18 protein-coding genes are annotated in these 24,788 nt (G+C 62.7%); 11 read left to right on the forward strand and 7 right to left on the reverse strand.

Going from position 1 to position 24,788, the window contains the following annotated elements:
* Positions 1-82 precede the first annotated feature (82 nt).
* The 6 genes from ACFIQF_RS08725 to tgt form a co-directional block, all read right to left on the reverse strand.
* Complete coding sequence (locus tag ACFIQF_RS08725) at positions 83-988, reverse strand: dienelactone hydrolase family protein (protein ID WP_393941985.1); 906 nt, start codon at positions 986-988, stop codon at positions 83-85.
* 86 nt (positions 989-1,074) lie between these two features.
* Entirely contained in the window at positions 1,075-2,238 is a 1,164-nt protein-coding gene (locus tag ACFIQF_RS08730) for an ABC transporter substrate-binding protein (protein ID WP_393942163.1), read from the reverse strand.
* Positions 2,239-2,570: 332 nt separating this feature from the next.
* Positions 2,571-5,399, reverse strand: a complete 2,829-nt coding sequence (locus ACFIQF_RS08735; RefSeq protein WP_393941986.1) for a DUF7933 domain-containing protein — start codon at positions 5,397-5,399, stop codon at positions 2,571-2,573.
* 762 nt (positions 5,400-6,161) lie between these two features.
* Positions 6,162-8,801 (reverse strand): alpha-ketoglutarate dehydrogenase, encoded by a 2,640-nt coding sequence (gene mdeB / locus ACFIQF_RS08740; protein ID WP_393941987.1) that lies wholly within the window; start codon positions 8,799-8,801, stop codon positions 6,162-6,164.
* Positions 8,802-8,976: 175 nt separating this feature from the next.
* Positions 8,977-10,395: a GGDEF domain-containing protein gene (locus ACFIQF_RS08745; protein WP_393941989.1), complete on the reverse strand. Its 1,419-nt coding sequence runs from the start codon at positions 10,393-10,395 to the stop codon at positions 8,977-8,979.
* A 388-nt stretch (positions 10,396-10,783) separates the two neighbouring features.
* Entirely contained in the window at positions 10,784-11,956 is a 1,173-nt protein-coding gene (gene tgt, locus ACFIQF_RS08750) for a tRNA guanosine(34) transglycosylase Tgt (protein ID WP_393941991.1), read from the reverse strand.
* Positions 11,957-12,093: 137 nt separating this feature from the next.
* On the opposite strand from tgt, the gene ACFIQF_RS08755 reads away from it, so the two are divergent.
* Positions 12,094-12,564: a universal stress protein gene (locus ACFIQF_RS08755; protein ID WP_393941992.1), complete on the forward strand. Its 471-nt coding sequence runs from the start codon at positions 12,094-12,096 to the stop codon at positions 12,562-12,564.
* 88 nt (positions 12,565-12,652) lie between these two features.
* Here the strand turns inward: ACFIQF_RS08755 and ACFIQF_RS08760 are convergent, their stop codons facing one another.
* Positions 12,653-13,189 carry a MarR family winged helix-turn-helix transcriptional regulator gene (locus ACFIQF_RS08760; RefSeq protein ID WP_393941994.1) on the reverse strand — a complete coding sequence of 179 codons (537 nt, stop codon included), beginning with the start codon at positions 13,187-13,189 and terminating at the stop codon, positions 12,653-12,655.
* A 114-nt stretch (positions 13,190-13,303) separates the two neighbouring features.
* On the opposite strand from ACFIQF_RS08760, the gene ACFIQF_RS08765 reads away from it, so the two are divergent.
* Genes ACFIQF_RS08765 through ACFIQF_RS08810 form a run of 10 tightly spaced genes read left to right on the forward strand, consistent with a single transcriptional unit; the run spans position 13,304 to position 24,782 of the window.
* The gene (locus ACFIQF_RS08765; protein WP_393941996.1) at positions 13,304-15,637 is read left to right on the forward strand and encodes a bifunctional salicylyl-CoA 5-hydroxylase/oxidoreductase; all 2,334 of its coding nucleotides are present in this window, start codon (positions 13,304-13,306) and stop codon (positions 15,635-15,637) included.
* A 1-nt stretch (position 15,638) separates the two neighbouring features.
* Entirely contained in the window at positions 15,639-16,409 is a 771-nt protein-coding gene (locus ACFIQF_RS08770) for an SDR family NAD(P)-dependent oxidoreductase (protein WP_393941998.1), read from the forward strand.
* Positions 16,410-16,422: 13 nt separating this feature from the next.
* On the forward strand, positions 16,423-17,277 hold the full coding sequence (locus tag ACFIQF_RS08775; protein WP_393941999.1) for an enoyl-CoA hydratase family protein: 855 nt from the start codon (positions 16,423-16,425) through the stop codon (positions 17,275-17,277).
* Position 17,278: 1 nt separating this feature from the next.
* Positions 17,279-18,442 (forward strand): acyl-CoA dehydrogenase family protein, encoded by a 1,164-nt coding sequence (locus tag ACFIQF_RS08780; protein WP_393942000.1) that lies wholly within the window; start codon positions 17,279-17,281, stop codon positions 18,440-18,442.
* A gap of 58 nt (positions 18,443-18,500) precedes the next feature.
* Positions 18,501-20,117 (forward strand): benzoate-CoA ligase family protein, encoded by a 1,617-nt coding sequence (locus ACFIQF_RS08785; protein WP_393942001.1) that lies wholly within the window; start codon positions 18,501-18,503, stop codon positions 20,115-20,117.
* Positions 20,118-20,165: 48 nt separating this feature from the next.
* The gene (locus ACFIQF_RS08790) at positions 20,166-21,350 is read left to right on the forward strand and encodes an ABC transporter substrate-binding protein (RefSeq protein WP_393942003.1); all 1,185 of its coding nucleotides are present in this window, start codon (positions 20,166-20,168) and stop codon (positions 21,348-21,350) included.
* 46 nt (positions 21,351-21,396) lie between these two features.
* Positions 21,397-22,317 carry a branched-chain amino acid ABC transporter permease gene (locus ACFIQF_RS08795; RefSeq protein ID WP_393942005.1) on the forward strand — a complete coding sequence of 307 codons (921 nt, stop codon included), beginning with the start codon at positions 21,397-21,399 and terminating at the stop codon, positions 22,315-22,317.
* Positions 22,310-23,317: a branched-chain amino acid ABC transporter permease gene (locus tag ACFIQF_RS08800; RefSeq protein ID WP_393942007.1), complete on the forward strand. Its 1,008-nt coding sequence runs from the start codon at positions 22,310-22,312 to the stop codon at positions 23,315-23,317. Before ACFIQF_RS08795 ends, ACFIQF_RS08800 begins: the two co-directional genes overlap by 8 nt.
* Complete coding sequence (locus tag ACFIQF_RS08805; RefSeq protein ID WP_393942008.1) at positions 23,314-24,075, forward strand: ABC transporter ATP-binding protein; 762 nt, start codon at positions 23,314-23,316, stop codon at positions 24,073-24,075. Before ACFIQF_RS08800 ends, ACFIQF_RS08805 begins: the two co-directional genes overlap by 4 nt.
* Positions 24,072-24,782 carry an ABC transporter ATP-binding protein gene (locus ACFIQF_RS08810; RefSeq protein WP_393942010.1) on the forward strand — a complete coding sequence of 237 codons (711 nt, stop codon included), beginning with the start codon at positions 24,072-24,074 and terminating at the stop codon, positions 24,780-24,782. Before ACFIQF_RS08805 ends, ACFIQF_RS08810 begins: the two co-directional genes overlap by 4 nt.
* Positions 24,783-24,788: the final 6 nt, after the last annotated feature.

The raw sequence follows: 24,788 nt of genomic DNA on the forward strand, positions 1-24,788 counted from the left end.
CGCGATCGGGCGCATCCAAAAAAACAGCTGCTGGCGCGGTTTGACCGCGCTCCAGCAGCTGTTTTGTTTGTAAAGCCCGGGGTTACACCACGCCCTTGGATTTGAACCAGTCGAGCATGCGTTTCCAGCCGTCGTCTGCAGCGTCCTTGCGGTAGCTGGGGCGGTAGTCGGCGTGGAAGGCGTGGCCCGCGTCGGCGTAGATATGGAAGGTGGAAGCAGCTGCTGCCGCGTTACCTGCACTGCCGGCTTTTTGCAGTGCCTCTTTCATGGCATCGACCGAGTCCAGCGGAATGCCCTGGTCTTTGCCGCCGTACAGGCCAAGCACCGGCGCTTTCAGCTCGGCGGCCAGCTCTACCGGGTGCTTGGGCTGGTTGGCGCTGGCGGCGCCTTGCAGGCGGCCATACCAGGCCACGCCGGCTTTCACCTTGCCGGTGGCTGCGTACAGCCAGGTAATGCGGCCACCCCAGCAAAAACCGGTGATGCCGGCGCGGCTGGTGTCGCCGCCATTGGCGGCTGCCCAGTCGAGCGTGGCGTCCAGGTCTTTGAGCACCTGGGCATCGGGCACCTTGCTCACCAGCTCGGCTTGCAACTGGCTGATCTCGGTGTACTTGCGCGGGTCACCCTGGCGCGCAAACAGCTCGGGCGCTATCGCCAGATAGCCCAGTTGCGCCAGGCGCCGGCAGGTGTCGGCAATGTAGTCGTGCACGCCAAAAATCTCTTGGATCACCAGCACCACCGGCAGGCCGGTTTTGCCCTCGGGCGCGGCGCGGTAGGCGCTGACCTCGAAGCCATCAACCGTGTACTTGACCGTGCCCGCTGTCAGCCCGGTCTCGGGCGTTTTGATGGCGGTCTGCGCCATCACCGGTGCAGCGGCGGCGGCATAGCCTACGCCGAGCGCCATCTGCAGTGCGGTGCGGCGGGTGCTGCCGGCGGCGGTGGAGCGGCCGGGCAGCAGGGAGTCAAATTCGGCGTCGGGCTGGATGGGCATGGAACTTCCTTTGGGGGGGAAAACGCGGGAGGGTGGACGAAAAACGCCTGACCACAGGCCAGGCGTTGTTTTGGGGTGTGCTCAGCTTACTTCCACAGTGGGCACTTGGTTTCGGCCTTGGTGGTGAAAACCTCGGCACCGGGCAGTTGCTTGACGATCTTGTAGTAATCCCAGGTGCCCTTGGATTCCTGCGGCGTCTTCACCTGCACCAGGTACATGTCGTGCTCGTAGGTGCCGTCCGGGCGCAGCTTGCCCGAGCCGAAGAAATCTTTCATCGGCATGGCGCGCCAGGCGGCCATCACCTTGTCGGCATCGGTGGTGCCGGCGGCCTGCACGGCCTTGAGGTAGTTCATGGTGGCCGAGTAGTCGGCAGCCTGGATTTCGGTGGGCCGGCGCTGGGTTTTCTTCATGTAGGCGTCGGCGAACTTGCGCGTCTCGTCATTCATGTCCCAGTACCAGCTGGTCACAAACTGCATGCCGGCCGTGTTCTTCAGGCCCAGGCTGTGGATGTCGCTGTAGAACACCAGCAGCGGCGCGATCTTCATCGACTTGTCGATGCCGAACTCTTTGGCCGCCTTGATCGAGTTGATGGTGTCACCGCCCGCATTGGCCAGCGCCAGCACCTGCGCCTTGGAGCTTTGTGCCTGCAGCAGGAAGGACGAGAAGTCCGAGGCGTTGAGCGGGTGGCGCACGGCGCTCGCCACGCTGCCGCCCTTGGCCTTGACCACGGTGGAGGCGTCCGCTTCCATGGCATGGCCGAAAGCGTAATCGGCCGTCAGAAAGAACCAGCTCTTGCCGCCGCCATCGACAATGGCGCCAGCGGCGCCTTTGGACAGCGCCACCGTGTCATAGGCGTAGTGCACGGTGTAGGGCGTGCACTGCTCGTTGGTGATGGCCGAAGACCCGGCGCCGTTGTTGATCATCACGCGCTTTTTCTCGTCGGCCACCTTGGCCAGCGCCAGCATCACCCCGGAGTTGGTGCCGCTGAAGATCATGGTCAGGTTCTGGGTGTCGATCCATTCGCGCGCCTTGCTGGCGGCAATGTCGGCCTTGTTCTGGTGGTCAACGCTGAGCAGCTCGATGGGTTTGCCCAGCACCTTGCCGCCAAAGTCGTCAATCGCCATCTGGATGGCGGTGGCGCCGCCTTTGCCTTCGAGGTCGGCGTACAGGCTGGACATGTCCGAGATGTAGCCGATTTTCACTTTGTCCTGGGCATGGGCGCTGCCCATGGCGGCGCCGAGGCCGATCATGCCCAGCGCAGCCAAGGCGCGGGCCAGACGAGTACGTTGCATAGTTGCTCCTGGTATAGCTGTGTTCTGTCTCAATGCAGCAGCCGCAGTGCGGCTGTGCTTCGATACTGGCACGCTTGCGGGCGCAACGCATTGGGGCAATCACTGCAGTGTGCGTGTGCTCGGGAGGCCCAATCAGTCAATAAAAATTGCCGCCAAGCTAAATCAGAAAAGCGCTGTTAGCTATCAAAATAATCAGAATATAGGCTTGGGCATCCACGCACAGCGGCGTGGCATTTTTGCCCAGCAACAAAAAACAACCCCGGCCAATGCCGGGGTGGGTGACAGTCCTTTTAGTTCAGACTTTGTTTGCGACGGGAGGCGCCCATTAGCAGCATGCCCAAGGCTCCACTCAGGCCCAGCAGGGCGAGTGGGTGGTTCACAGGCACAGGCTGAACCTTGCCATTGCCGTTACCAATAACGCCGCCGTCCTTGGTCACTGTCAGGCTTACGACTGCGGTCGAGCAATTGTTGGGCTGAGCCTTTTCGCAGACCTTGTAGACCAGCGCATGCGGGCCCTCGGGCGTTCCTTGCTTGACGGTGACAGTGCCGGTGGCCGAGTCGAGTGTGATGCTAGAGGCCTTGGTGGTCGCTTCGGCGGCACGGGTCGTAGACTCGGTCGTCAGCACCAACTGATCGCGGGCGAGGCTGGCAGACTGGCCGTTGAAACTGTCATTGGCCAGTACATCTGCCACGGCCACCTTGTCACCGTCGCTGACATTGACGCTGGCGCTGTCGGGCTGGGCTGTCAGGTTGCCGCTGCCGACAGTGATGGTTGCGGTGGCGGTAGCGCAGTTGTCGGGCAGGGCTACTTCGCAGACCTTGTAGTTCAACGTTTGGTTGCCGGCAGGCGTACCTTTTTTGACGCTGACGGCGCCGCTGTTGGGGTCGAGCGTGAGGTTGGCGTGGCTGGCGCTCACAGTGCTCAACACCAGTTGACTGCGTGCAGTATTGGCTGCCTGGCCGTTGAAACTGTCATTGGCCAGAACGTCGGCCACGGCCACCTTGTCACCGTCGCTGACATTGACGCTGGCGCTGTCGGGCTGGGCTGTCAGGTTGCCGCTGCTGACAGTGATGGTTGCGGTGGCGGTGGCGCAGTTGTCTGGCAGGGCTATTTCGCAGACCTTGTAGTTCAACGTTTGGTTGCCGGCAGGTGTACCTTTTTTGACGCTGACGGCGCCGCTGTTGGGGTCGAGCGTGAGGTTGGCGTGGCTGGCGCTCACAGTACTCAACACTAGTTGACTGCGCGCAGTACTGGCTGTCTGGCCGTTGAAACTGTCATTGGCCAGAACGTCGGCCACAGCTACCTTGTCACCGTCGCTGACATTGACGCTGGCGCTGTCGGGCTGGGCTACCAAGCTGCCACTGCTGACAGTGATGGTCGCGGTGGCGGTGGCGCAGCTGTCGGGCAGGGCTACTTCGCAGACCTTGTAGTTCAACGTCTGGTTGCCGGCAGGCGTACCTTTTTTGACGCTGACGGCACCGCTGTTGGGGTCGAGCGTGAGGTTGGCGTGGCTGGCGCTCACAGTACTCAACACCAGTTGACCGCGTGCAGCACTGGCAGACTGGCCGTTGAAACTGTCATTGGCCAGAACGTCGGCCACGGCCACCTTGTCACCGTCGCTGACATTGACGCTGGCGCTGTCGGGCTGGGCCACGAGCTTGCCTGCTGTCAAAGTGACAGTCAAGGTCACGGTAGCGGTGGAGCAGTTATCGGGCAGGGCGGTTTCGCAGATCTGGTACATCAACTTTTGCGTACCGGTGGGCGTGCCCTTTTTCACGCTGATGGCACCAGTAGTGGGGTTCAGCAAGACGTTGGCGTGGCTGGCGCTCAAGGCGGTCAGACTCAGCAAGCTGCGGGAGCCAGAGGCAGGCTGGCCATTGAAGCTGTCATTGGCCAATACGTCGGGTACGGCAATCTGGTCGGCGCTGGTGATATCGGCAGTGCCACTGTCTGGTTGGGCCACGATGGCGCTAGCTGTCACCTTTATCGACGCGGTCGCAGTGGAGCAGTTATCGGGCAGGGCGGTTTCGCAGACCTGGTATTTCAGGCTGTGATCGCCGGCGGGCGTGCCTTTTTTGACGGTGATGGCGCCCGAGCTCGAGTCGAGGCTGATATTGGGGTGGCTGGAAGACAGCGTGCTCAAGGTCAGCAGCCCACGAGCGGCAACTGCACTTTGGCCGTCAAAGCTGTCGTTGGCGAGCACATCGGCTACCGCAATCTGGTCGGCGTTGGGGTTGGTTGCACCCACGTCGTCTGTGGCAGCGATGTCGCGCTTGACTACTTCCAAAACCTCATCGATCACCATGTTGGCGATATTGACCAAGCTCGTGATGTTGTCCGTCTTGTTGTGGTACCTGCCCGGTTGCGTAGCGACCACATCGACGGCGATTTCGCAGTGCAGCTCATCACCTGCAATGGCAACCTTTTGCAAAGTAGCGTTGGAGACTTTGATGCTTGCGCTTCCTGCGGTTGCCTCGACCGCCATACCCGCAGGCAGGTTTGCTGACATGGCTGTGCCTGCAGGGCAACTGGTCTGGATGTTGGGGGTGGGCGCTACGGTAACGCCTGTCGGCAGGTTGTCGGTGAAGCCCAGGCCCACAACATCCGTGGTCTGTCGGTTGGCCAGGCTAAAAGTCAGTCTGGACGCCTCTGCAGTTTTGACCGTTGCAGGCGTGAATCTTTTGAACAGATCGACAGGACTGTAGGTGAAGGCGACACGGTACTGCACCACAAAACTTGGAGCACCAGATGGCACGTTCCACTGCACGCCCAATCCATTGTCTACATCGGAGTTGGGCTCAACTGTGTTGGACAGATCTCCAGTGCTACTACCCATCTCGGTGAGCGGGGTGCTATATCGGCCCGTGAAATAGCGGTCCCAAATAGGTGTTTGGGCCGAAAAATCGTGCACCAAGGTTTCCATTTGTGCACCTTTTACTACGCCCACATAGTCCGGCACATTGGTCGTATTGTTCGGCGTTGTGCGGATGAAGCCTGGACCTTGGTCGTCATTGCTGGTTGCTGGATTGCGGTCGTCCAAGAAGGTGTCGATGAATTGGTAGAGCTTGAACTTTTCGCCGCTGGCTGGGAGGCCACTGATCTCGATACGTCGGGTCAACCATAGCTGTGACTTGACATAGCTGTCGATAACTTTGATTTTGATGTCAGGGTAAGACTGTAGTGGGTCGCTTCTCACCGGAAGCAGTTCAGTCACCACTGTCCAAGGGGCTGCTGCGCTACCGTCGCCGCTAACAGGTGTTTGGGTGGACAGCCCGTCGCTGCCGAGAGGCTGCTTGAACCCACGCCCTCCTCCATTGTCTCCGGCCGCATAGATGGCTTTTTGGGCGCCAGTCGCATCTTCAATCCGCAAGGCAGGGCCGTTATAAATACTGCCGTTTTTGGGATAGGAGGTTTGGCCGTAGGTTTGTCCAGTACCGCCCAGAATCACTTGGAATTGGCCATTGCTGCCAATATGCCACTTCAACCCATCTGAAACATCCGCTAGCTGGCCACCTGTGGGGTTGATCACTTGCTCGGAGAGTGCTCCTGATGCCCAGACGTTGCTGCTCAGCCCTGCAGCCAGCAGGCCCAAGGACATCCCCAGACGTCGTACCCACGCAGAACGTGGATTGTCAAACCAACGATGCATCTAACACCTCCCCTCGATTGATTTAAATAAACTATTAAAAATTGGATTTTATTTGATCATTCTTTTTTAAAACAAGTGTTGATTTAATTGAATTTAACTATTCTGTTGGTGTTTGGCGGCATAGCCTGCTTAGGCTGCCGGTAGAAATAAAAAAGCTGCTAACGCACTTATTAAAAGCGTTGGCAGCTATCAAAAATGGAGTGCAGGCGCGTGATGCGCACCTGCAATGTGTTACGGCGTCATCTGGCTGCGCAAACAGGTTTGCACAATGGCCTGCGCATCCACGGCAAAGTGGCGGCGCAGTGCGGCGCGCGAATCGCTGCGGCCAAAGCCGTCGGTGCCCAGCGTGTAGTAGCGCTGGCGCGGCAGGCCACGTTCGTCGCAGGGCAGGTAGGCGCGCACCAGCTCAGGCAAGGCGCGCACATAGTCGCTGGCGGCGATGACCGGGCCTTGCGTGGCCGCCAGCTGCTGCGCAAACCAGCCCGGCTGCAGGGCTTGGCCGCTGCTGCTGTTGCGCCAGGCTTCCAGCTGGGCCTCGCCGTCGCGGGCCAGCTCGGCGTAGCTGGTCACGCTCCACACATCGGCGGCTATGCCGTGCTCTTCTTGCAGAATGCGCGCGGCCTTCAGCACTTCGCCCATGATGGCGCCGCTGCCCAGCAACTGGGCGCGCTGTGGCAGATCGGCCGGGCCGGCCTGCAGCAGGTACATGCCGCGGATCACGCCTTCGTGCGCCTGGGCCGGCAAGCTGGGGTTGGCTACGTTCTCGTTGGTGACGGTGATGTAGAAAAACTCGTCGCGCTGCTCTTGCAGCATGCGCTGCATGCCGTGGTCGATGATCACGGCCAGCTCGCCGGCAAAGGCCGGGTCGTAGCTCTTGCAGTTGGGCACGGTCGATGCGGTCAGCAAGCTGGAGCCGTCCTGGTGCTGCAGCCCTTCGCCGCCCAAGGTGGTGCGGCCCGAGGTGGCGCCGATCAAAAAGCCGCGGGCGCGCTGGTCGGCGGCGGCCCAGATCAGGTCGCCCACGCGCTGAAAGCCGAACATGCTGTAGAAGATGAAGAACGGCAGCATGGCCGTGCCGTGCGTGCTGTAGCTGGTGGCGGCCGCCGTCCACGACGAAATGGCGCCGGCCTCGCTGATACCTTCTTCCAGAATCTGGCCCGTGGTATCTTCGCGGTAGAGCAGCATCGAGGCGTTGTCTTCGGGTTGGTAGAGCTGGCCAAACGGCGCGTAGATGCCTACCTGGCGGAACAGGCCGGCCATGCCGAAAGTGCGTGCCTCGTCGGCCACGATGGGCACGATGCGCGGGCCCAGCTCCTTGTCTTTGAGCAGGTTGCCGAGCTGGCGCACAAAGGCCATGGTGGTGCTCATGGGTTTGCCATCGGCCTCCAGCGCGAACTGCGCGGTGGCTTGCAGGCTGGGCACGGCCACCACGGGCGCCTGGGTTTTGCGGGCGGGCAAAAAACCGCCCAAAGCCTGGCGGCGGGCGTGCAGGTAGCGCATTTCGGCGCTGCCATCGGCCGGCTTCAAGAAAGCGGCGGCGGTGGCTTGCTCGTCCGTCAGCGGCAGCTGGAAACGGTCGCGGAAAGCGAGCAGGTCTTCCGCGCCCAGCTTTTTCTGCTGGTGCGAGGTCATGCGCCCCTGGCCGATGCTGCCCATGCCGTAGCCCTTCATGGTTTTGGCCAGCACCACGGTGGGCTGGCCGCTGTGCGCGGCAGCGCTGGCAAAGGCGGCGTGGATCTTGACCGGGTCGTGGCCGCCGCGGCGCAGACGGTCGATGTCGCTGTCCGACAAATGGGCCACCAGCGCGGCCAGTTCCGGGCTCTGGTTGAAGAAATGCTCGCGGTTGAAAGCGCCGTCGTTGGCCGACAAGGTTTGGAACTCGCCGTCCACCGTGTGCGCAAACGTGCGCGCCAGAACATGCGTGTGGTCGCGTGCCAGCAGCGCGTCCCACTCCGAGCCCCAGAGGCATTTGACGACGTTCCAGCCCGCGCCGCTGAACAGGGCTTCGAGCTCGTCAACAATGCGGCCGTTGCCGCGTACCGGGCCATCGAGGCGCTGCAGATTGCAGTTGATGACGAAGATGCAGTTGTCCAGCCCTTCGCGTGCGGCGAGTGTCAGCGCGGCAATCGATTCGGGCTCATCCATCTCGCCATCGCCAAAAAAGCCCCAGACCTTGCGCCCGGCCGTATCGGCCAGGCCGCGGTGCGCCAGGTAGCGCATGAAGCGCGCCTGGTAGATGGCGTTGATCGGGCCGATGCCCATCGAGCCGGTGGGGAACTGCCAGAACTCGGGCATCAGATACGGGTGCGGGTAAGAGCACAGGCCCTGGATGCCCTGGCTGGCGGCCACCAGCTCTTGCCGGTAGTGGCTCAGGTTGTCTTCGCCCAGGCGCCCTTCGAGAAACGCTCGCGCATACACACCGGGCGAGGAGTGCGGCTGAAAATACACCAGGTCGGCGGCCTGGTGGCCGTCGTCGGCGCGGAAAAAGTGGTTGAAGCCGGTTTCGAACAGATCGGCGGCCGAGGCATAGCTGGCAATATGGCCGCCCAACTCGCCATGCGCGGCATTGGCACGCACCACCATGGCCAGCGCGTTCCAGCGCAGGATGGCGCTGAGCTTCTTCTCCAGCTCCACATCGCCAGGGTAGGGCGGTTGCTCGTCAACGGTGATGGTGTTCAGGTAGGGCGTGTTGCCCGATGGCTTCCACGGCACATGGCGCTTGCGGGCGTGGGCCAGCAAAGCGTCCAGCAGTGCCGCAGCTTGTTCTTTGCCTTGCGCGTTGCCATAAGCGGCCAGCAGGCCGTCGAAGGCATCGCACCACTCGGCCAGCTCGGCGGGGTCGGCATTGGTGGGGGCGGGCTGCTGGCGCATGGCGGAGTCTCCTGTCGGCATCGGTTGTGGGGGGCAATGGCGGGCCATCATGCCATGAGTGCAGGCGGCATGAAGCAGGCTGCGCGACAGCCACAGGCAAGGTCGCTGCAAGTGCCCGCAGGCACGGCGAACCAGGGAGACGGAAGGCGCGGAAGCCGGAGAAGCCGTCGCCGGATCAGCGCACCGGGCTGAGCACCACGCGGTCGCGGCCGCCGGCCTTGGCCTGGTAGAGCGCCACATCGGCGTCGCGCAGCAGGTTCTCTATCGAATCCTGCGAGGCGAGCTGCGTGATGTAGGCCACGCCAATGCTGACGGTGGCGCGCAGCGGCTCGTTTTGCGTGGTCTGGAAATTACCGCTGCGCACGGCGTGGCACAGGCGTTCGGCAATGGTGGCGGCATCGGCCGCGCTGATGCGTGGCAGCACCACGGCAAACTCTTCGCCGCCAATGCGGCCCAGCACATCTTGCGGGCGCAAGGTCTGGGTCATGGTGCGGGTGAACTCGCGCAGCAGCAGATCGCCCGTGGCGTGGCCGTAGCTGTCGTTGACGCGCTTGAAATGGTCCAGATCGAGCATCAGCACCGCCACCGAGCCGCTCTCGTGCGTAAGCCGCTGCAGCAGGGAGTTGCTGGCCTGCACAAAGCCGTTGCGGCTGAGCACATCGGTCAGGCTGTCGTGGTGGGCCTGGTAGCGCATGCGGTGCAGCAGTTCGGAGCGTGCGGCGTGCGCGCCTGCCACCGACAGCGGGCCGAGGATCAGCATGGTGATGCCCAGTCGCAGCGTGGCCACATCCACATAGTGCGCGGGCGTGAAATCCATGCTGCCCGCCGATGCGGCGATCACCTTGGTGGCAAACACCAGCATGGTGATCATGGTGGTCGTGATGATGCGGTAAGTGAGTGCGCACCAGATCAGGGCCGGCAGCGAGAACACCAGCGAGCCTACTTTGCTGCCCACGGTATAGCTGGCCGCTTCGAGCAAGACCACAGCCACCACGGGCAGCACCAGCGCCAGGCCTTGGGCTCGGTCGTGCGGCAACGCCGTTTTGCGCACCGTCGGCAGAGCCAGCAGGAAAGGGAGGATGATCATGGCGTTCATCCACTCGCCGGTCCACCACATCACCAGGCCTTTGACCAGCGGGATGTTGAAGGCGTAAACGCTGATGGTGCCGCCCAGCAGGGCCGAGACGATGGAGGCCACGCCGCTGCCGTAGAACACCAGCAGGCCCGAGTACTGGCCTTCCATCTGCAGGTCGCGCTCGGACTGTTTGTGCAAGATCAGCCAGGCCACCGCAGCACCAGCCATGTTGGCCAGCGTAAAGCCCACCGACACCCAGAGCGCGCTGCCGGTGATGAGGTCGGCCAGCACAAAGCTGGCAAAAATGGCGAGCAGGCTGAGCGGCTGCAACAGCACGCGCGGGTAGCGCAGTATCAGCACCAGCAGCAATTGGTTGGCCGGCCAGAAGACCGACAGATAGCCGATCGGGCGCAGCAAAATGCCCATCATGCAAGCCACAAAAATGCCCAGGCAGGCGAGAGCGAGCAAGCGGCCGCTGTGCGACTGGCTGGTGGAGGTGGCGGTGGATGCGAGCAACATGGCTTGTAAGCAGATGTGTTGAATATACCTGCTTGCCCGGCTTTCCTATGTATCCCAACCCTGCGCCCAGCTCACGCTTTTTTGGTGCAGAGCTCGCCTGCAAGCGCGCTGGTCGGAGCGGGCGCCAGTGCAGCAGCGCCATTGCTGAGCCCATGTTTTGCTCTTAAATTGATAGTGTTGCAGGCTCGCAGGAGTAGCTCTTGGCTTCGGTTTGGTCCTGCCCGCAGCGGCCTTTCCGGTTGCCATGCGCAGCGCTGATGCAGCGGTTCAACCGCTCTGCGCACGGTCGCCAAAGCGCTGTTGCAGGAATGTCAAACCTTGTCAAAGCTGTATCGCGCAGCGGACGCCGACACCCGGTCAGCGCCCGTATACAGCTTTACAAATCGGCTTATACGCCGCGTGCGCGGTCGGCCTTGAACTGGGCACGGAACTGGGCAAAGGTGCCGGCATCGAGCGCGTTGCGCACTTCCTGCATCAGGTTCAGGTAGTAGTGCAGGTTGTGGATGGTGGTCAGCATCGGGCCGAGCATTTCGCCGCAGCGGTCGAGGTGGTGCAGGTAGGCGCGGCTGAAGCCGTCGCGGCCGCCAGCGTCCCAGCTCACGCCGCTCTTGCCGGCGCAGGCGTGGCAGGTGCAGGTGGTGTCGATGGGCTGGTGGTCGGTCTTGTGGCGGGCGTTGCGGATCTTCAAGTCGCCGTAGCGGGTGAAGATGGTGCCGTTGCGTGCGTTGCGCGTGGGCATCACGCAGTCGAACATGTCTACGCCGTCGGCCACGCCTTGCACCAGGTCTTCGGGCGTGCCCACGCCCATCAGGTAGCGCGGCTTGTGGGCGGGCAGCAGGTGCGGCGTGTGCTGCATGATGTCGAGCATCTCATCCTTGGGCTCGCCCACGGACACACCGCCCACCGCGTAGCCGGGGAAATCCATCTCCACCAGCGCTTGCAGCGATTCCTCGCGCAGGTTCTTGAACATGCCGCCTTGCACAATGCCGAACAGCGCGTTGGGGTTGCCCAGGCGCTCGAACTCGTCTTTGGAGCGCTGGGCCCAGCGGCGGCTCATCTCCATCGACTTGCGCGCTTCGGCCTCGGTGGTCTTTTTGCCGTTGGTCTCGTACGGCGTGCATTCGTCGAGCTGCATGACGATGTCCGAGTTCAGGATCGTCTGGATCTGCATGCTCACCTCGGGCGACATGAACAGCTTGTCGCCATTGACCGGGCTTTGGAAGTGCACGCCTTGCTCGGTGATCTTGCGCATGGCGCCCAGGCTCCAGACCTGGAAACCGCCCGAGTCGGTGAGGATCGGCTTGTCCCACTTCTCAAAACCGTGCAGCCCGCCGAACGACTGCATGATGTCCAGCCCCGGGCGCATCCACAGGTGGAAGGTGTTGCCCAGGATGATCTGCGCGCCCATCTCTTCGAGGCTGCGCGGCATCACGCCTTTGACGGTGCCATAGGTGCCCACGGGCATGAAGATGGGGGTTTGCACCACGCCATGGTTGAGCGTGAGCGTGCCACGGCGGGCGTGGCTGGTCGGGTCGGTTTTGAGAAGGTCGAACTGCAGCATAACCGCGCATTTTCGCAGATGTGCCGGAGGCAACGCGTGCGGGCAGACTTTCCCGGAGCCCGGCTGGTGGCTTTGCTTTGGGCCTCTACACTGTGCTGACAGGTTTTCTCGAACTCAATCGTTTCAGGAGAGTGAATATGTTGACGATCATGATTGCCGTTGATGGCTCGGAACCATCGCTGCACGCCGTGCGCCACGGCATCTGGCTGGTAGCGCAGGGATTGCCCGCGCGCGTTTTGCTGGGCCATGTGCAAAAAAGCGCCAGCCTGACCGAGCTGGCCACCATTGGCCCGGCTGGCACGGCAGACGCCAGCCTGCGCGCCGGCATGGATTTGCTCACGCCCGCCATCGCCTTGCTGCGCGATGCGGGTGTGACGCACGATGTGGACGTGCGCATGGGCGATGTCTACCCCACCTTGCTGGACATTGCCGAAACCCACGAGGCCGAGCTGATCCTGATCGGCGCCACGGACGAGGGCGCGCTCTCGCGTATCTTCCTGGGCTCGATCGGTAACGATCTGGTGCGCCACAGCCGTGTGCCCGTCACCATTGTCAAAGCACCCGAAGTGCTGGAGGCCGACGACGAAGAAGAAGCCGCGCAAGACTGAGGCGGCTGCGCGCATTGGTGTGCGCACTTTAGCCCGCCCCTGTGCCAGCTAGCGCCTGCAGCGCCTGGCACGGTGGGCTTTTTGCTTTTTAGCTGTCTTCCGCACCACTGGCGGCCGCATCGGTTTGCGCCAAGGTCTGGCGCAGTTGGCCCAGCTGCGCATACAGCTCGCGCGCCGTGGCTGCGCCCAGTGGGGCCAACAGTTGCTCCAGCCATTGCTCGTGCGCCTGGGCCATGGCGCTGAACTGCTTTTTGCCGCTGCGCGTCATGCGGATGATCATGGCGCGGCGGTCCTCGCCATCGGCCACCCGCTCCACCCAACCTTCGGCCACCAGTTGGTCGGTCAGCCCGGTGATATTGCCGCCGGTCACCATCAGGTACTCCGACAGGGTTTTCATGCGCAAACCTTTGGGGAAACGGCTGAGCTGCGCCAGGTAGTCAAAGCGCGGCAAGGTGGTGCCAAACTGGGTGCGCAAATTGCTGCGAATCACTTGCTCGATCTGCGTGCTGCAGGTCAGAAGGCGCAGCCACAGACGCACGGCCTGGTGGTCGTCGTGCGACAGGCCGGCCTCGCGTCCGGGGACATGGGGCGCTGCAATCAAAGGCTTGTCTGGTGTGGTGTCCATGGCGATATCGTGCCCGCTGCCGTGCAAAAAAGTCCTAGGGTAATTGCGAATTTTATTCCAATCTTCATACATAAATAATTTAGGTGTAAAGCAATTTGCCGGAGCCTGAATTCCATGAAAATTGTCTGCATTGGCGGTGGCCCCGCCGGTCTGTATTTCGCGCTGCTGATGAAGCAGATGAATCCGGCGCATGACATCCGCGTGGTCGAGCGCAACAAGCCCTATGACACCTTTGGCTGGGGTGTGGTGTTCTCGGACGCGACCATGGACAACATGCGCCAGTGGGATCCGGCTACGGCTGCCGAGATAGAGCAGGCTTTCAACCACTGGGACGATATCGAGCTGCTGTTCAAAGGCCGCAAGATCCGCTCGGGCGGCCATGGCTTTGTCGGCATCGGGCGCAAGCACCTGCTCAATATTCTGCAAGCCCGCTGCGAGGCCTTGGGCGTGCAACTGGTGTTCGAAACCGATGTGAAGAACGACGAGGATTACGCCGACGCCGACCTGATCATTGCCTGCGACGGCGTCAACTCGGTCATCCGCAGCAAATACCAGGACATCTTCAAACCCGACATCGTGGTGCGCCCCAACCGCTACATCTGGCTGGGCACGAACAAGGTCTACGAGGCCTTCACCTTTGATTTTGTGCGCACCGAGCACGGCTGGTTCCAGGCGCATATCTACAAGTTCGACGACCAGACCTCGACCTTCATCGTTGAAACCACCGAAGACACCTGGAAAGCCAGCGGCCTGGATAAGGCCGACCAGGCGCAGTCCATCGCCTTCTGCGAAAAAATCTTTGCCGACAACCTGCAAGGCGAGAAGCTGATGACCAATGCCCGCCACCTGCGCGGCTCGGCCTGGATCAACTTCAACCGCGTGGTGTGCGAGCAATGGTGGCTGAAAAACCCGCAAGGCAGCCATGTGGTGCTGATGGGCGACGCAGTGCATACGGCGCACTTCGCCATCGGCTCGGGTACCAAGCTGGCCATTGAAGATGCGATCGAGCTGGCGCGGCAGTTCCAGATCGCGGGCGACAGCAAAGACCAAATTCCCGAGGTGCTGGCTGCCTACCAAGAGGTGCGCCGGGTGGAGACGCTGCGCATCCAGAACGCCGCCTGGAACGCGATGGAATGGTTCGAGGTCTGTGGCCAGCGCTACTGCGACCAACTCGAACCCGAGCAGTTCATGTATTCCATGCTCACCCGCAGCCAGCGCATCAGCCACGAAAATCTGCGCTTGCGCGATGCGCAATGGCTGGGCGGTTACGAGAAATGGCTGGCCGAGAAGAATGGCGTTGCTGTGGACGGCAAGGCGCCGCCACCGATGTTTTTGCCATACACGGTGCGCGGCCTCACGCTGAAAAACCGCATCGTGGTTTCGCCCATGGCGCAATACTCTGCCGTCGATGGCGTGCCCGGCGACTACCACCTCATGCACTTGGGCGCGCGTGCCATGGGCGGCGCAGGTCTGGTGTTTGCCGAAATGGCCTGCGTCAGCCCGGAAGGCCGCATCACGCCCGGCTGCCCCGGCACCTACAACGAAGCGCAAAAGCAAGCCTGGAAGCGTATCTGCGACTGGATCCACCAGAACACCGATGCCAAGTTCGCCATGCAGATCGGCCACGCTGGCGCCAAGGCATCGACCCGCCTGGCATGGGAAGGCACGGATTTGCCGCTGGAGCAAGGCAATTGGCCGATCATGGCCGCGTCCGAGCAGCAATACCTGCCCGGCACCAGCCAAACGGCCAAGGCCATGACACGCGCTGACATGGACGAGGTCAAGCAGCAGTTCGTGCACGCCGCGCAAATGGCTGCCGACATTGGCGTCGATTGGCTGGAGCTGCACTGCGCCCACGGCTACCTGCTGTCCAGCTTTATCTCGCCGCTCACCAACCATCGCACGGATGAATACGGCGGCAGCCTGGAAAACCGCCTGCGCTATCCGCTGGAAGTGTTCCGTGCCATGCGCGCCGTCTGGCCGCAAGACAAACCCATGTCGGTGCGTATCTCGGCCACCGACTGGGTACCCGGCGGCACGACGGCTGAAGACGCAGTGCAGATAGCGGCCGCCTTCAAGGCAGCGGGAGCGGATGTGATCGACGTGTCGTCCGGCCAGGTGAGCAAGCAGGAAAAGCCGGTCTACGGCCGCATGTTCCAAACGCCGTTTGCCGACCGCGTGCGCCAGGAAGCGGGTATCGCCACCATCGCCGTGGGCGCCATCAGCGAGGCGGATCATGCCAATTCCATCATCGCCGCTGGCCGTGCCGATTTGTGCGCAGTGGCTCGCCCGCATCTCGCCAATCCTAACTGGACGCTGACCGAAGCCGCCAAAATTGGCTACACGCCCATCAGCTGGCCCAAGCAGCTGTACCAAGGCAAGCGCCAGATGGAAAGCCTGTTCGAGCGCGAGAAAGCCCAGCAGGCCGCTGCGGCGGCGGGGCACTGACATGGCGGGAAAGCTGCACAAGCAACATGCGCTGGTGACGGGCGCTGGCCAAGGCATTGGTGAAGCGATTGCGCGCGATCTGCTGGCGCAAGGTGCCAGCGTCACCGTGCTGGGGCGCCGTGCTGAGCCCTTGCAAAAACTGGTGCAAGAGCATCCCGGCCGCTGCCAGATGGTGTTGGCCGATGTAGCCAACGCAGAGCAAGTGCAAGCTGCGTTTGCGCAAGCGGTGGCTGCGCAAGGCGCCATCAGCATCTTGGTCAACAACGCCGGCCAAGCCAGCAGCACACCGTTTTTGAAGATGGATGCTGCCCACTGGCAGAACATGCTCGATGTGAACCTCACCGGCACCATGCTCTGCATTCAGCAAGCGCTGCCAGCCATGCTGCAAGCGGGTTACGGCCGCATAGTCAACGTGGCCAGCACGGCTGGGTTGACGGGTTATGCGTACGTGTCTGCCTATGTGGCGGCCAAGCATGGCGTAGTGGGTTTGACGCGCGCGCTGGCGCTGGAGCTGGCGCAAAAAGGCATCACGGTGAATGCCGTGTGCCCCGGCTATACCGAAACCGAGATTGTCAAAACCAGCATCGAGCGTGTGGTGGCCAAGACCGGCCGCACGCCCGAGCAGGCGCTGGCCGAATTTGTCAAAGGCAACCCGCAAGGCCGTCTGGTGCAACCGCAAGAAGTGGCCGATGCGGTGCTGTGGCTGTGCGGCACGGGGGCAGCCGCCATCACCGGCCAGGCGATTGCCGTTGCCGGTGGCGAAATCATGTGAACGAGGAAGCAAGATGAGCGCATACAACATCGATCCCGGCCTGGTTGCCGGCAACCACCAGCAACTGGCCGGCTACCAGGCCGAGCATTTTTTGTGGCAGGTCAGCGACCAGGTGGCCACCATCACGCTCAACCGACCCGAGCGCAAAAACCCGCTCACTTTCGACTCTTACGCCGAGCTGCGCGATCTCTTCCATCGCCTCAAGTGGGCGCAGGATGTGAAGGCCGTGGTGCTGGTGGGCGCGGGCGGCAACTTCTGCTCGGGTGGCGATGTGCACGAGATCATCGGCCCGCTGGTGCAACTGAAGGCGCCCGAGCTTTTGATGTTCACCCGCATGACGGGTGAGCTGGTGAAGATGATGCGCGCTTGCCCGCAGCCCATCGTGGCAGCGGTAGATGGCATCTGCGCTGGCGCGGGCGCCATCATGGCCATGGCATCGGACATGCGCCTGGGCACGGCGCGCAGCAAGACGGCTTTCTTGTTCAACCGCGTCGGGCTGGCCGGTTGCGACATGGGCGCCTGCGCATTTTTGCCGCGCATCATCGGCCAGGGCCGCGCCAGCGAACTGCTCTACACCGGCCGCAGCCTGGGCGGCGAAGAAGGCGAGCGCTGGGGCTTTTTCAACCGCCTGTGCGAGCCTGATGCCGTGCTGGCCGAGGCGCAGAAGCTGGCCGCCGATCTGGCTGCCGGCCCCAGCTTTGCCAACGGCATCACCAAAACCATGCTGCACCAGGAATGGGCGATGACGATCGAGCAGGCCATCGAGGCCGAGGCGCAAGCCCAGGCCATCTGCATGCTGACTGAGGATTTCTCGCGCGCCTACCACGCGTTCGTGGCCAAGCAAAAGCCCAAGTTCGAGGGCAACTGACATGGCCGATACCAGTTACCTCCAATGGCCGTTTTTTGCGACCGCGCACGCCCGCTTGGCTACCGAGCTGGACGCCTGGGCCGCCCAAAACGCAGCCCATGTTCACAGCGATGACAACGACGCCGATTGCCGCCAATTGGTACGTGCACTGGGCGCTGCCGGCTGGTTGCGCCACGCGGTGGCAGGCACGGAAAACGGCGGTGCCAGCGCACAGATTGACACGCGGGCGATTTGCCTGATCCGAGAAACGCTGGCGCGCCACAACGGCTTGGCCGATTTTGCCTTTGCCATGCAAGGTTTGGGCTCGGGCGCCATCTCGCTGGCCGGCACGGCCGAGCAGAAACAGCGTTACCTGCCCAGAGTAGCCAGTGGCGAGGCGATCGCGGCCTTTGCCTTGTCCGAGCCCGATGCCGGGTCGGACGTGGCGGCCATGGCTTGCGAGGCGCGATTGGAAGGCGATCACTACATCGTCAACGGCGAGAAAACCTGGATATCCAACGGCGGCATCGCCGATTTCTATGTGGTCTTTGTGCGCACGGGCGAAGCACCGGGCTCGCGTGGCATCTCGGCGCTGATCGTCGATGCGGGCACGCCCGGCTTTGAGATTGCCGAGCGCATCAACGTGATTGCACCGCACCCCTTGGCCAAACTGCGCTTCAGCGATTGCCGCATTCCGGTGACGCAGCGCGTGGGCGCTGGCGGCGAAGGTTTCAAGGTGGCCATGCGCACGCTCGACGTGTTTCGCACCTCGGTGGCCGCAGCGGCGCTGGGCTTTGCGCGCCGCGCCATGGACGAGGCATTGCACCGAGCCACCACGCGAAAAATGTTTAACGGCGTGTTGGCCGATTTTCAGCTGACGCAGTCCAAGCTGGCGCTGATGGCGACGCAGATCGACAGCGCCGCGCTGCTCACCTACCGCGCCGCCTGGCAGCGCGACCAGGGTGAGAACGTCACCCGCGCTGCCGCCATGGCCAAGATGACGGCCACCGAGAACGCGCAACAGGTGATAGACGCAGCGGTGCAGATGTGGGGCGGTTTGGGCGTGGTCAGCGACCAGCCGGTAGAGCGCTTGTACCGCGAGATCCGGGCCTTGCGCATTTATGAAGGCGCGACCGAGGTGCAGCAGCTCATCATCGGCCGCGATCTGATCAAGAACCACAGCTAGAGCTGGCAAGCTTTGCCTGCCCACTCAGAAACACGGTTTTGTTCGAAAGGTTGGGTTCATGTCGTATACCGCGCATATCGACCGCTTTACTGCCAACAATCTGCCGCCACCCGAGCTGCAGCCAGACTACATTTTTGAGCTGCCCGAGCTGCAGTTTCCCGAACGGCTCAACTGCGCCGCGGAGCTGCTCGACAAACATGTGGCCCAAGGCCGTGGCGGGCGCTTGTGCATCCAGGCCGAGGGCGTGCGCTGGAGCTACGCCGAGCTGCAGGCCCAAGCCAACCGCATTGCCAATGTGCTGACGCAGCAGCTCGGCCTGGTGCCGGGCAACCGCGTGCTGCTGTGCGCACCCAATAACCCGATGCAGGTGGCTTGCTGGTTTGGTGTCATCAAGGCGGGCGGCGTGGCGGTGGCGGCCATGCCTTTGCTGCGCGCCAAGGAGCTGTCGACGATTGTCGATATCGCGCAAATCAGCCATGCGCTGTGCGACGAAGCCTTGCGCACCGAAGTGCTGGGCGCGCAAGAAAAATCGCCGCAGTTGCAGGTGGTGCGCTTCTTCAACAGCCAGGGCGAGCAAGCGCTGGAAAGCCTGATGGCGCAGGCCTCGGACCAGTTCACGGCGGTGGACACCGCCGCCACCGACACCTGCTTGCTCGGTTTTACCTCGGGCACTACCGGCGTGCCCAAGGCCACCATGCATTTCCACCGCGATGTGATGGCCATCTGCGCTTGCTGGCCGCAATCGACCTTGCGCGCCCATGCCGACGATGTGTTTGTGGGCAGCCCGCCCATCGCTTTCACTTTTGGTTTGGGCGGGCAGGTGCTGTTCCCCATGTCGATTGGCGCCTCGATGGTATTGCTGGAGAAAGCCAGCCCGCCGCTTTTGCTCGATGGCATAGAAAAATTCGGTGCCACCGTGGTGTTCACGGCGCCCACTTCTTACCGGGTGATGGCGCAGCAGGGCGAGCGCGTTCGCCAAAGCAAGCTGCGCAAATGCGTGTCGGCTGGCGAGGCACTGACCGCATCGACCCGCGCCTTGTGGCGGGATGCGACGGGCATCGAAATCATCGACGGCATCGGCTCTACCGAAATGCTGCACATCTTCATCTCGCACCGCGAAGAAAATGCGCGCCCGGGCGCCACCGGCAAGGCCGTGCCCGGTTATCGCGCCAAAGTGGTCGACGATGAGGGCAATGAGGTGCCGCCGGGCACCGTGGGCCGGCTGGCGGTGCAAGGCCCGACCGGTTGCCGCTACCTCAACGACAGCCGCCAGACCAAGTACGTCAGCCGGGGCTGGAACCTGACGGGCGACGCCTATCTGATGGACGAGGACGGCTACTTCGTCTACCAGGCACGGACGGACGACATGATCATCTCCGCCGGCTACAACATCGCCGCGCCCGAGGTGGAAGAAGCGCTGATGGCGCATGCTGGCGTGGCCGAGTGCGCCGTGATTGGCGTGGCCGACAGCGAGCGTGGCCAGATTGTGAAGGCATTTGTGGTGCTGCGCTCCGGCCATGCGGCGGGAGAGGCCATGGCCAAGGAGTTGCAGGACTTTGTCAAAAGCACGGTGGCACCCTACAAATACCCGCGGGCGGTGGTTTTTGTCGAGCAGCTGCCGCGCACGGCTACGGGAAAACTACAACGTTTTCGCCTGCATAGCTCGGTTCAGTAACGGGGTTTTGCTTTTAACCTCAAGCCATCATTCAACCAGGAGATCGCCATGCAGTACCCCTCTTTCCGCCGCCCTTTGTTGGCCTTGTCCATCAGCGCCTTGCTGGCCACGGCAGCGCACGCTGCCGACCAGGTGAAGGTCGGCATGCTCAGCACCTTGTCCGGACCGGGCGCGGGGCTGGGTATTGATATCCGCGACGGCTTCAACTTGGCGCTCAAGCACATGAACGGCAAGATCGGCAATCTGCCCGCCGAGGTGATCGTGGCCGACGACCAGCAGAACCCGGAAGTGGCCAAGCAGACGGCCGAGCGTCTGCTCAAGCGCGACAAGGTCGATTTCATGACCGGCACCGTGTTCTCCAACGTGATGCTGGCCGTAGGTACACCGGCTTTCCAGAACAAGACCTTCTTCATCAGCCCCAATGCCGGCCCTTCGCAGTACGCGGGCGCGCAATGCAATCCGTACTTCTTCAACGTCTCGCAGCAAAACGATGCGCTGCACGAGGCTGCGGGCAAGACCATGCAGGACAAGGGTTTCAAGCGCGTGGCACTGATCGCGCCCAACTACCCGGCAGGCAAGGATTCGATTGCCGGCTTCAAGCGCTTCTACAAAGGCGAGATCGGTATGGAAACCTACACCGCGCTGAACCAGCTCGACTACGGTGCCGAGCTGTCCAAAATGCGCGCAGCCGGGGTGGACGGCGTCTACATCTTCCTGCCCGGCGGCCTGGGGGTGAACTTCATCAAGCAGTTTGTCGGTGCTGGCCTGGCCAAGGACATGACCTTGTACGCGCCCGGCTTCTCGGCCGATGAGGACGTGATCCGCGCCGTGGGCGATTCCATGCTCGGCACCTTCAACACCACGCAGTGGGCGCACGATATCGACAACGCGGCCAACAAGAGGTTCGTCACCGATTTCCAGAAAGAATTTGGCCGCATGCCTTCGCTGTACGCATCGCACGGCTACGACGCTGCACGTTTGATGGATTCAGCCGTGCGCGAGGTCAAGGGCAAGCTTGACGACAAGGCTGCGCTGCGCAAGGCGCTGGAAGCGGCCAAGTTTGACTCGGTGCGCGGCGCCTTCAAGTTCAACAGCAACCACTTCCCGGTGCAGGATTACTACCTGCGCGTGGTGAGCAAGGATGCGCAGGGCCGCCTGACCAACCGCACGGTGGGCACGGTGTTCAAAAACCACCAGGACGCCTACGCCAAAGACTGCAAGATGCCCGGCTGATGCCGTTGCCTCTGTACTGCTGCACCTATCTGCCTGACCCTTTGCGATGAACTCGATCCTGATTCTGGAACAACTGCTCAACGGCCTGCAGTTCGGGCTCATGCTGTTTTTGCTGGCGGCGGGCCTGACGCTCGTCTTCGGCATCATGGACATGATCAACCTCGCCCATGGCTCGCTCTACATGATCGGCGCCTATCTGGTGGCCACGCTGACTCAGGCCACCGGCTCGTTCTGGCTGGGCCTGTTGCTGGGCGTGGTGGCCACGGTGCTGGTGGGCATTGTTCTGGAATACACGGTGCTGCGGCGGCTCTACCACCGCGACCATCTGTCGCAGGTGATGGGCACCTTCGCCATTCTCCTGATGAGCAATGAGCTGGTGCGCATCATCTGGGGCGCCCAGCCTTTGCAGCTGAACCCGCCCGCCAGCCTGGCCGGTCCGGTGGAGCTGTTCGCCGGCTTCTCTTACCCGGCTTACCGGCTGCTGATCATTGCCGTAGGTTTGGTGGTGGCGGCGCTGCTCTACGTGCTGGTCACGCGCACGCGCTTTGGCATGCAGGTGCGTGCGGGTGCCGCCAACCACGAGATGGCTACCAGCATGGGCGCCAATGTGCGCCGCCTGTTCACCTTGGTGTTTGCCTTGGGCGCGGCCTTGTGTGCGGTGGCCGGCGGCATGCTCGGCCCGCTGCTGGCCGTGCAGGTGGGTATGGGCGAGAGCATCCTGATTCTGGCCTTTGTGGTGATCGTGATTGGCGGCATTGGCTCGGTGCGTGGTGCGCTGCTGGGCGCTTTGCTGGTGGGCCTGGTCGACACGGCTGGCCGCACCGTGGTGCCCATGTTGTTCGAGCACACCATGGGCCCAGATATTGCAGCCAACGCCGGCCCGGCGGTGGCCTCGATTCTGATCTATGTGTTGATGGCCGCTGTGCTGTTCTACAAACCCCAAGGCCTGTTCCCAGCCCATGACTGAAAACACTTCCTCCCCGGCGGCGGCCAAGCCGCCCGTGCTGGCGCTGCACAGCATTCTGGATCACCGTTTGCACTGGCGGCTGATGCTGCCGCTGCTGGTCTTGCTGGCGCTGTTTCCCACCATCGCCAACGCTTTGAACGAAAGCTTTTACATCGGCGTGGCCAGCCGCGTGCTGATCTTTGCCTTGGCGGCGGCCAGCCTCAATTTCATTCTCGGTTTTGGCGGCATGGTCAGCTTTGGCCACGCGGCTTTTGTGGGCCTGGGGGCCTACACGGTCGGCGTGCTCGCGCAGCAAGGGCTGACCTCGGCCTGGCTGGCCTGGCCGCTGGCGGCCTTGATGGGCGCCTTGTTTGCCTTGCTGGTGGGGGCCATCAGCCTGCGCACGCAGGGCGTGTACTTCATCATGATCACTCTGGCGTTTGCGCAAATGCTGTTCTATCTGATCATGTCGTTCAAATCGCTGGGCGGTGATGACGGCCTGTCGCTGGCTGCGCGCTCCAGCGTTGGCCTGGGCCTGGATCTGGGCGACGACAGCACCTTCTACTACGTGGTACTGGCCGTGGTGGCGTTGTGTACCTTGCTGATGGCGCGCATGCTCAACGCCCGCTTTGGCCATGTGCTGCAGGCCATCAAAGAGAACGAGACCCGCATGCTGGCGATCGGCTTTCCGGTCTACCGCTTCAAGCTGGTGGCTTTCACGATTGCCGGCGCTTTTGCCGGCCTGGCTGGCGCCATGCTGGTGAACCAGAGCAACTTTGTCGGCCCCGGTGTGCTGCAGTGGACGCAGTCGGGCATCTTGCTGATCATGGTGATTCTGGGGGGCGTGGGCTACCTGTATGGTGGGCTGGTGGGCGCTGCGGTGTTCTTGCTGCTGGAAGAGTTTTTGGCCGCCTACACCATGCACTGGCAACTGGGTCTGGGCGCAGTGTTGCTGCTGGTGGTGCTGGTGGCACCCAACGGCTTGCTCAGCCTGCGCCGCGGCCTGTGGAGAAAGCCATGACAGCCAACACGCCCTTGCTGGAAGTACGCCAGCTCGTCAAACGCTTTGGTGGGTTGACGGCCACCGATCACGCCAATTTCAGCGTACAAACCGGTGAGATCCACGCGCTGATCGGCCCCAACGGTGCGGGCAAAACCACGCTGATCCACCAGCTCTCGGGCGCGCTGGCGCCTGACAGCGGTGACATCGTTTTTGCCGGCGAGCGCGTGAACGCGCTGAGCATGCCGGCGCGCGTGCAGCGCGGTCTGGTGCGCTCGTACCAAATCACGAGCATCTTCAAACGTTTGTCGGTGCAGGAGAACCTGGCGCTGGCTGTGCAGGCGCGCGATGGCTCGAACTGGCGCTTTTGGCGCCCGGCACGGGCCGAGGCCGAGCGCTATGCGCAGGCCGCCGAGTTTGCCGAGCGTGTGGGCCTGCAAAAGCAGTTGCACCACCTGGCTGGCATGTTGGCGCACGGCGAGCAGCGCCAGCTCGAAGTGGGGCTGGCGCTGGCTTGTCAGCCGCGCATGCTGCTGCTCGACGAGCCCATGGCCGGCATGGGGCCGGACGAGTCGGAGCGCATGGTGGAGCTGCTGCTGCAACTGCGCCAGCACACCACCATCTTGCTGGTGGAGCACGACATGGACGCGGTTTTCCGCCTGGCCGACCGTATTTCTGCCCTGGTGTTTGGCAAGGTGATTGCCAGCGGCACGCCGGACGAGATTCGCCGCAACGCCGATGTAAAACGGGCCTACCTGGGCGATGAGGAGCTGGCATGAGTGCCTTGCTGGAAGTAGAACAGCTCGACACCGCCTACGGCAGCAGCCAGGTGTTGTTTGGCATGCAGCTGGCCATTGGCCAAGGCGAAGTAGCCAGCTTGCTGGGGCGCAATGGCATGGGCAAAACCACCACGGTGCGCAGCCTGCTGGGGTTGACGCCGGCGCGCGCTGGCAGCATCCGCTTTCGCGGTGAGCGTATTGAGCGTTTGCCGGCCGATCGCATTGCCCGCATGGGCATGGCCGTGGTGCCTGAAGGGCGGCAGATTTTTGCCAACCTGACGGTGCAGGAGAACCTGCTGGCCTTTGCCGCACAGCGCAATGCATCGCCCACGCCGTGGACGCTGGAGCGCGTGTACGCGCTGTTCCCGCGCTTGGCCGAGCGCTCGCGCAACCTGGGCAACCGGCTCTCGGGTGGCGAGCAGCAAATGCTGGCCATCGGCCGCGCGCTGATGACCAACCCGCACCTGCTGATTCTGGATGAGGCCACCGAAGGCCTGGCGCCGCTGATCCGCGAAGAGATCTGGCGCTGCCTGGCGGCCTTGCGCGCTGAAGGGCAGACGATTCTGGTGATCGACAAATACGTCAAGCGCCTGGTGGCTTTGGCAGACCGCCACACCATCATTGAGCGCGGTCAGGTGGTGTGGCAGGGCGATTCGGCCAGCCTCGAAGCGCAGCCCGAGCTGTGGCAGCGCTATATCGGAATTTGAGGCGGC

Source organism: Comamonas trifloxystrobinivorans (genome assembly GCF_043359985.1).
GTDB classification, from domain to species: domain Bacteria; phylum Pseudomonadota; class Gammaproteobacteria; order Burkholderiales; family Burkholderiaceae_C; genus Comamonas; species Comamonas trifloxystrobinivorans.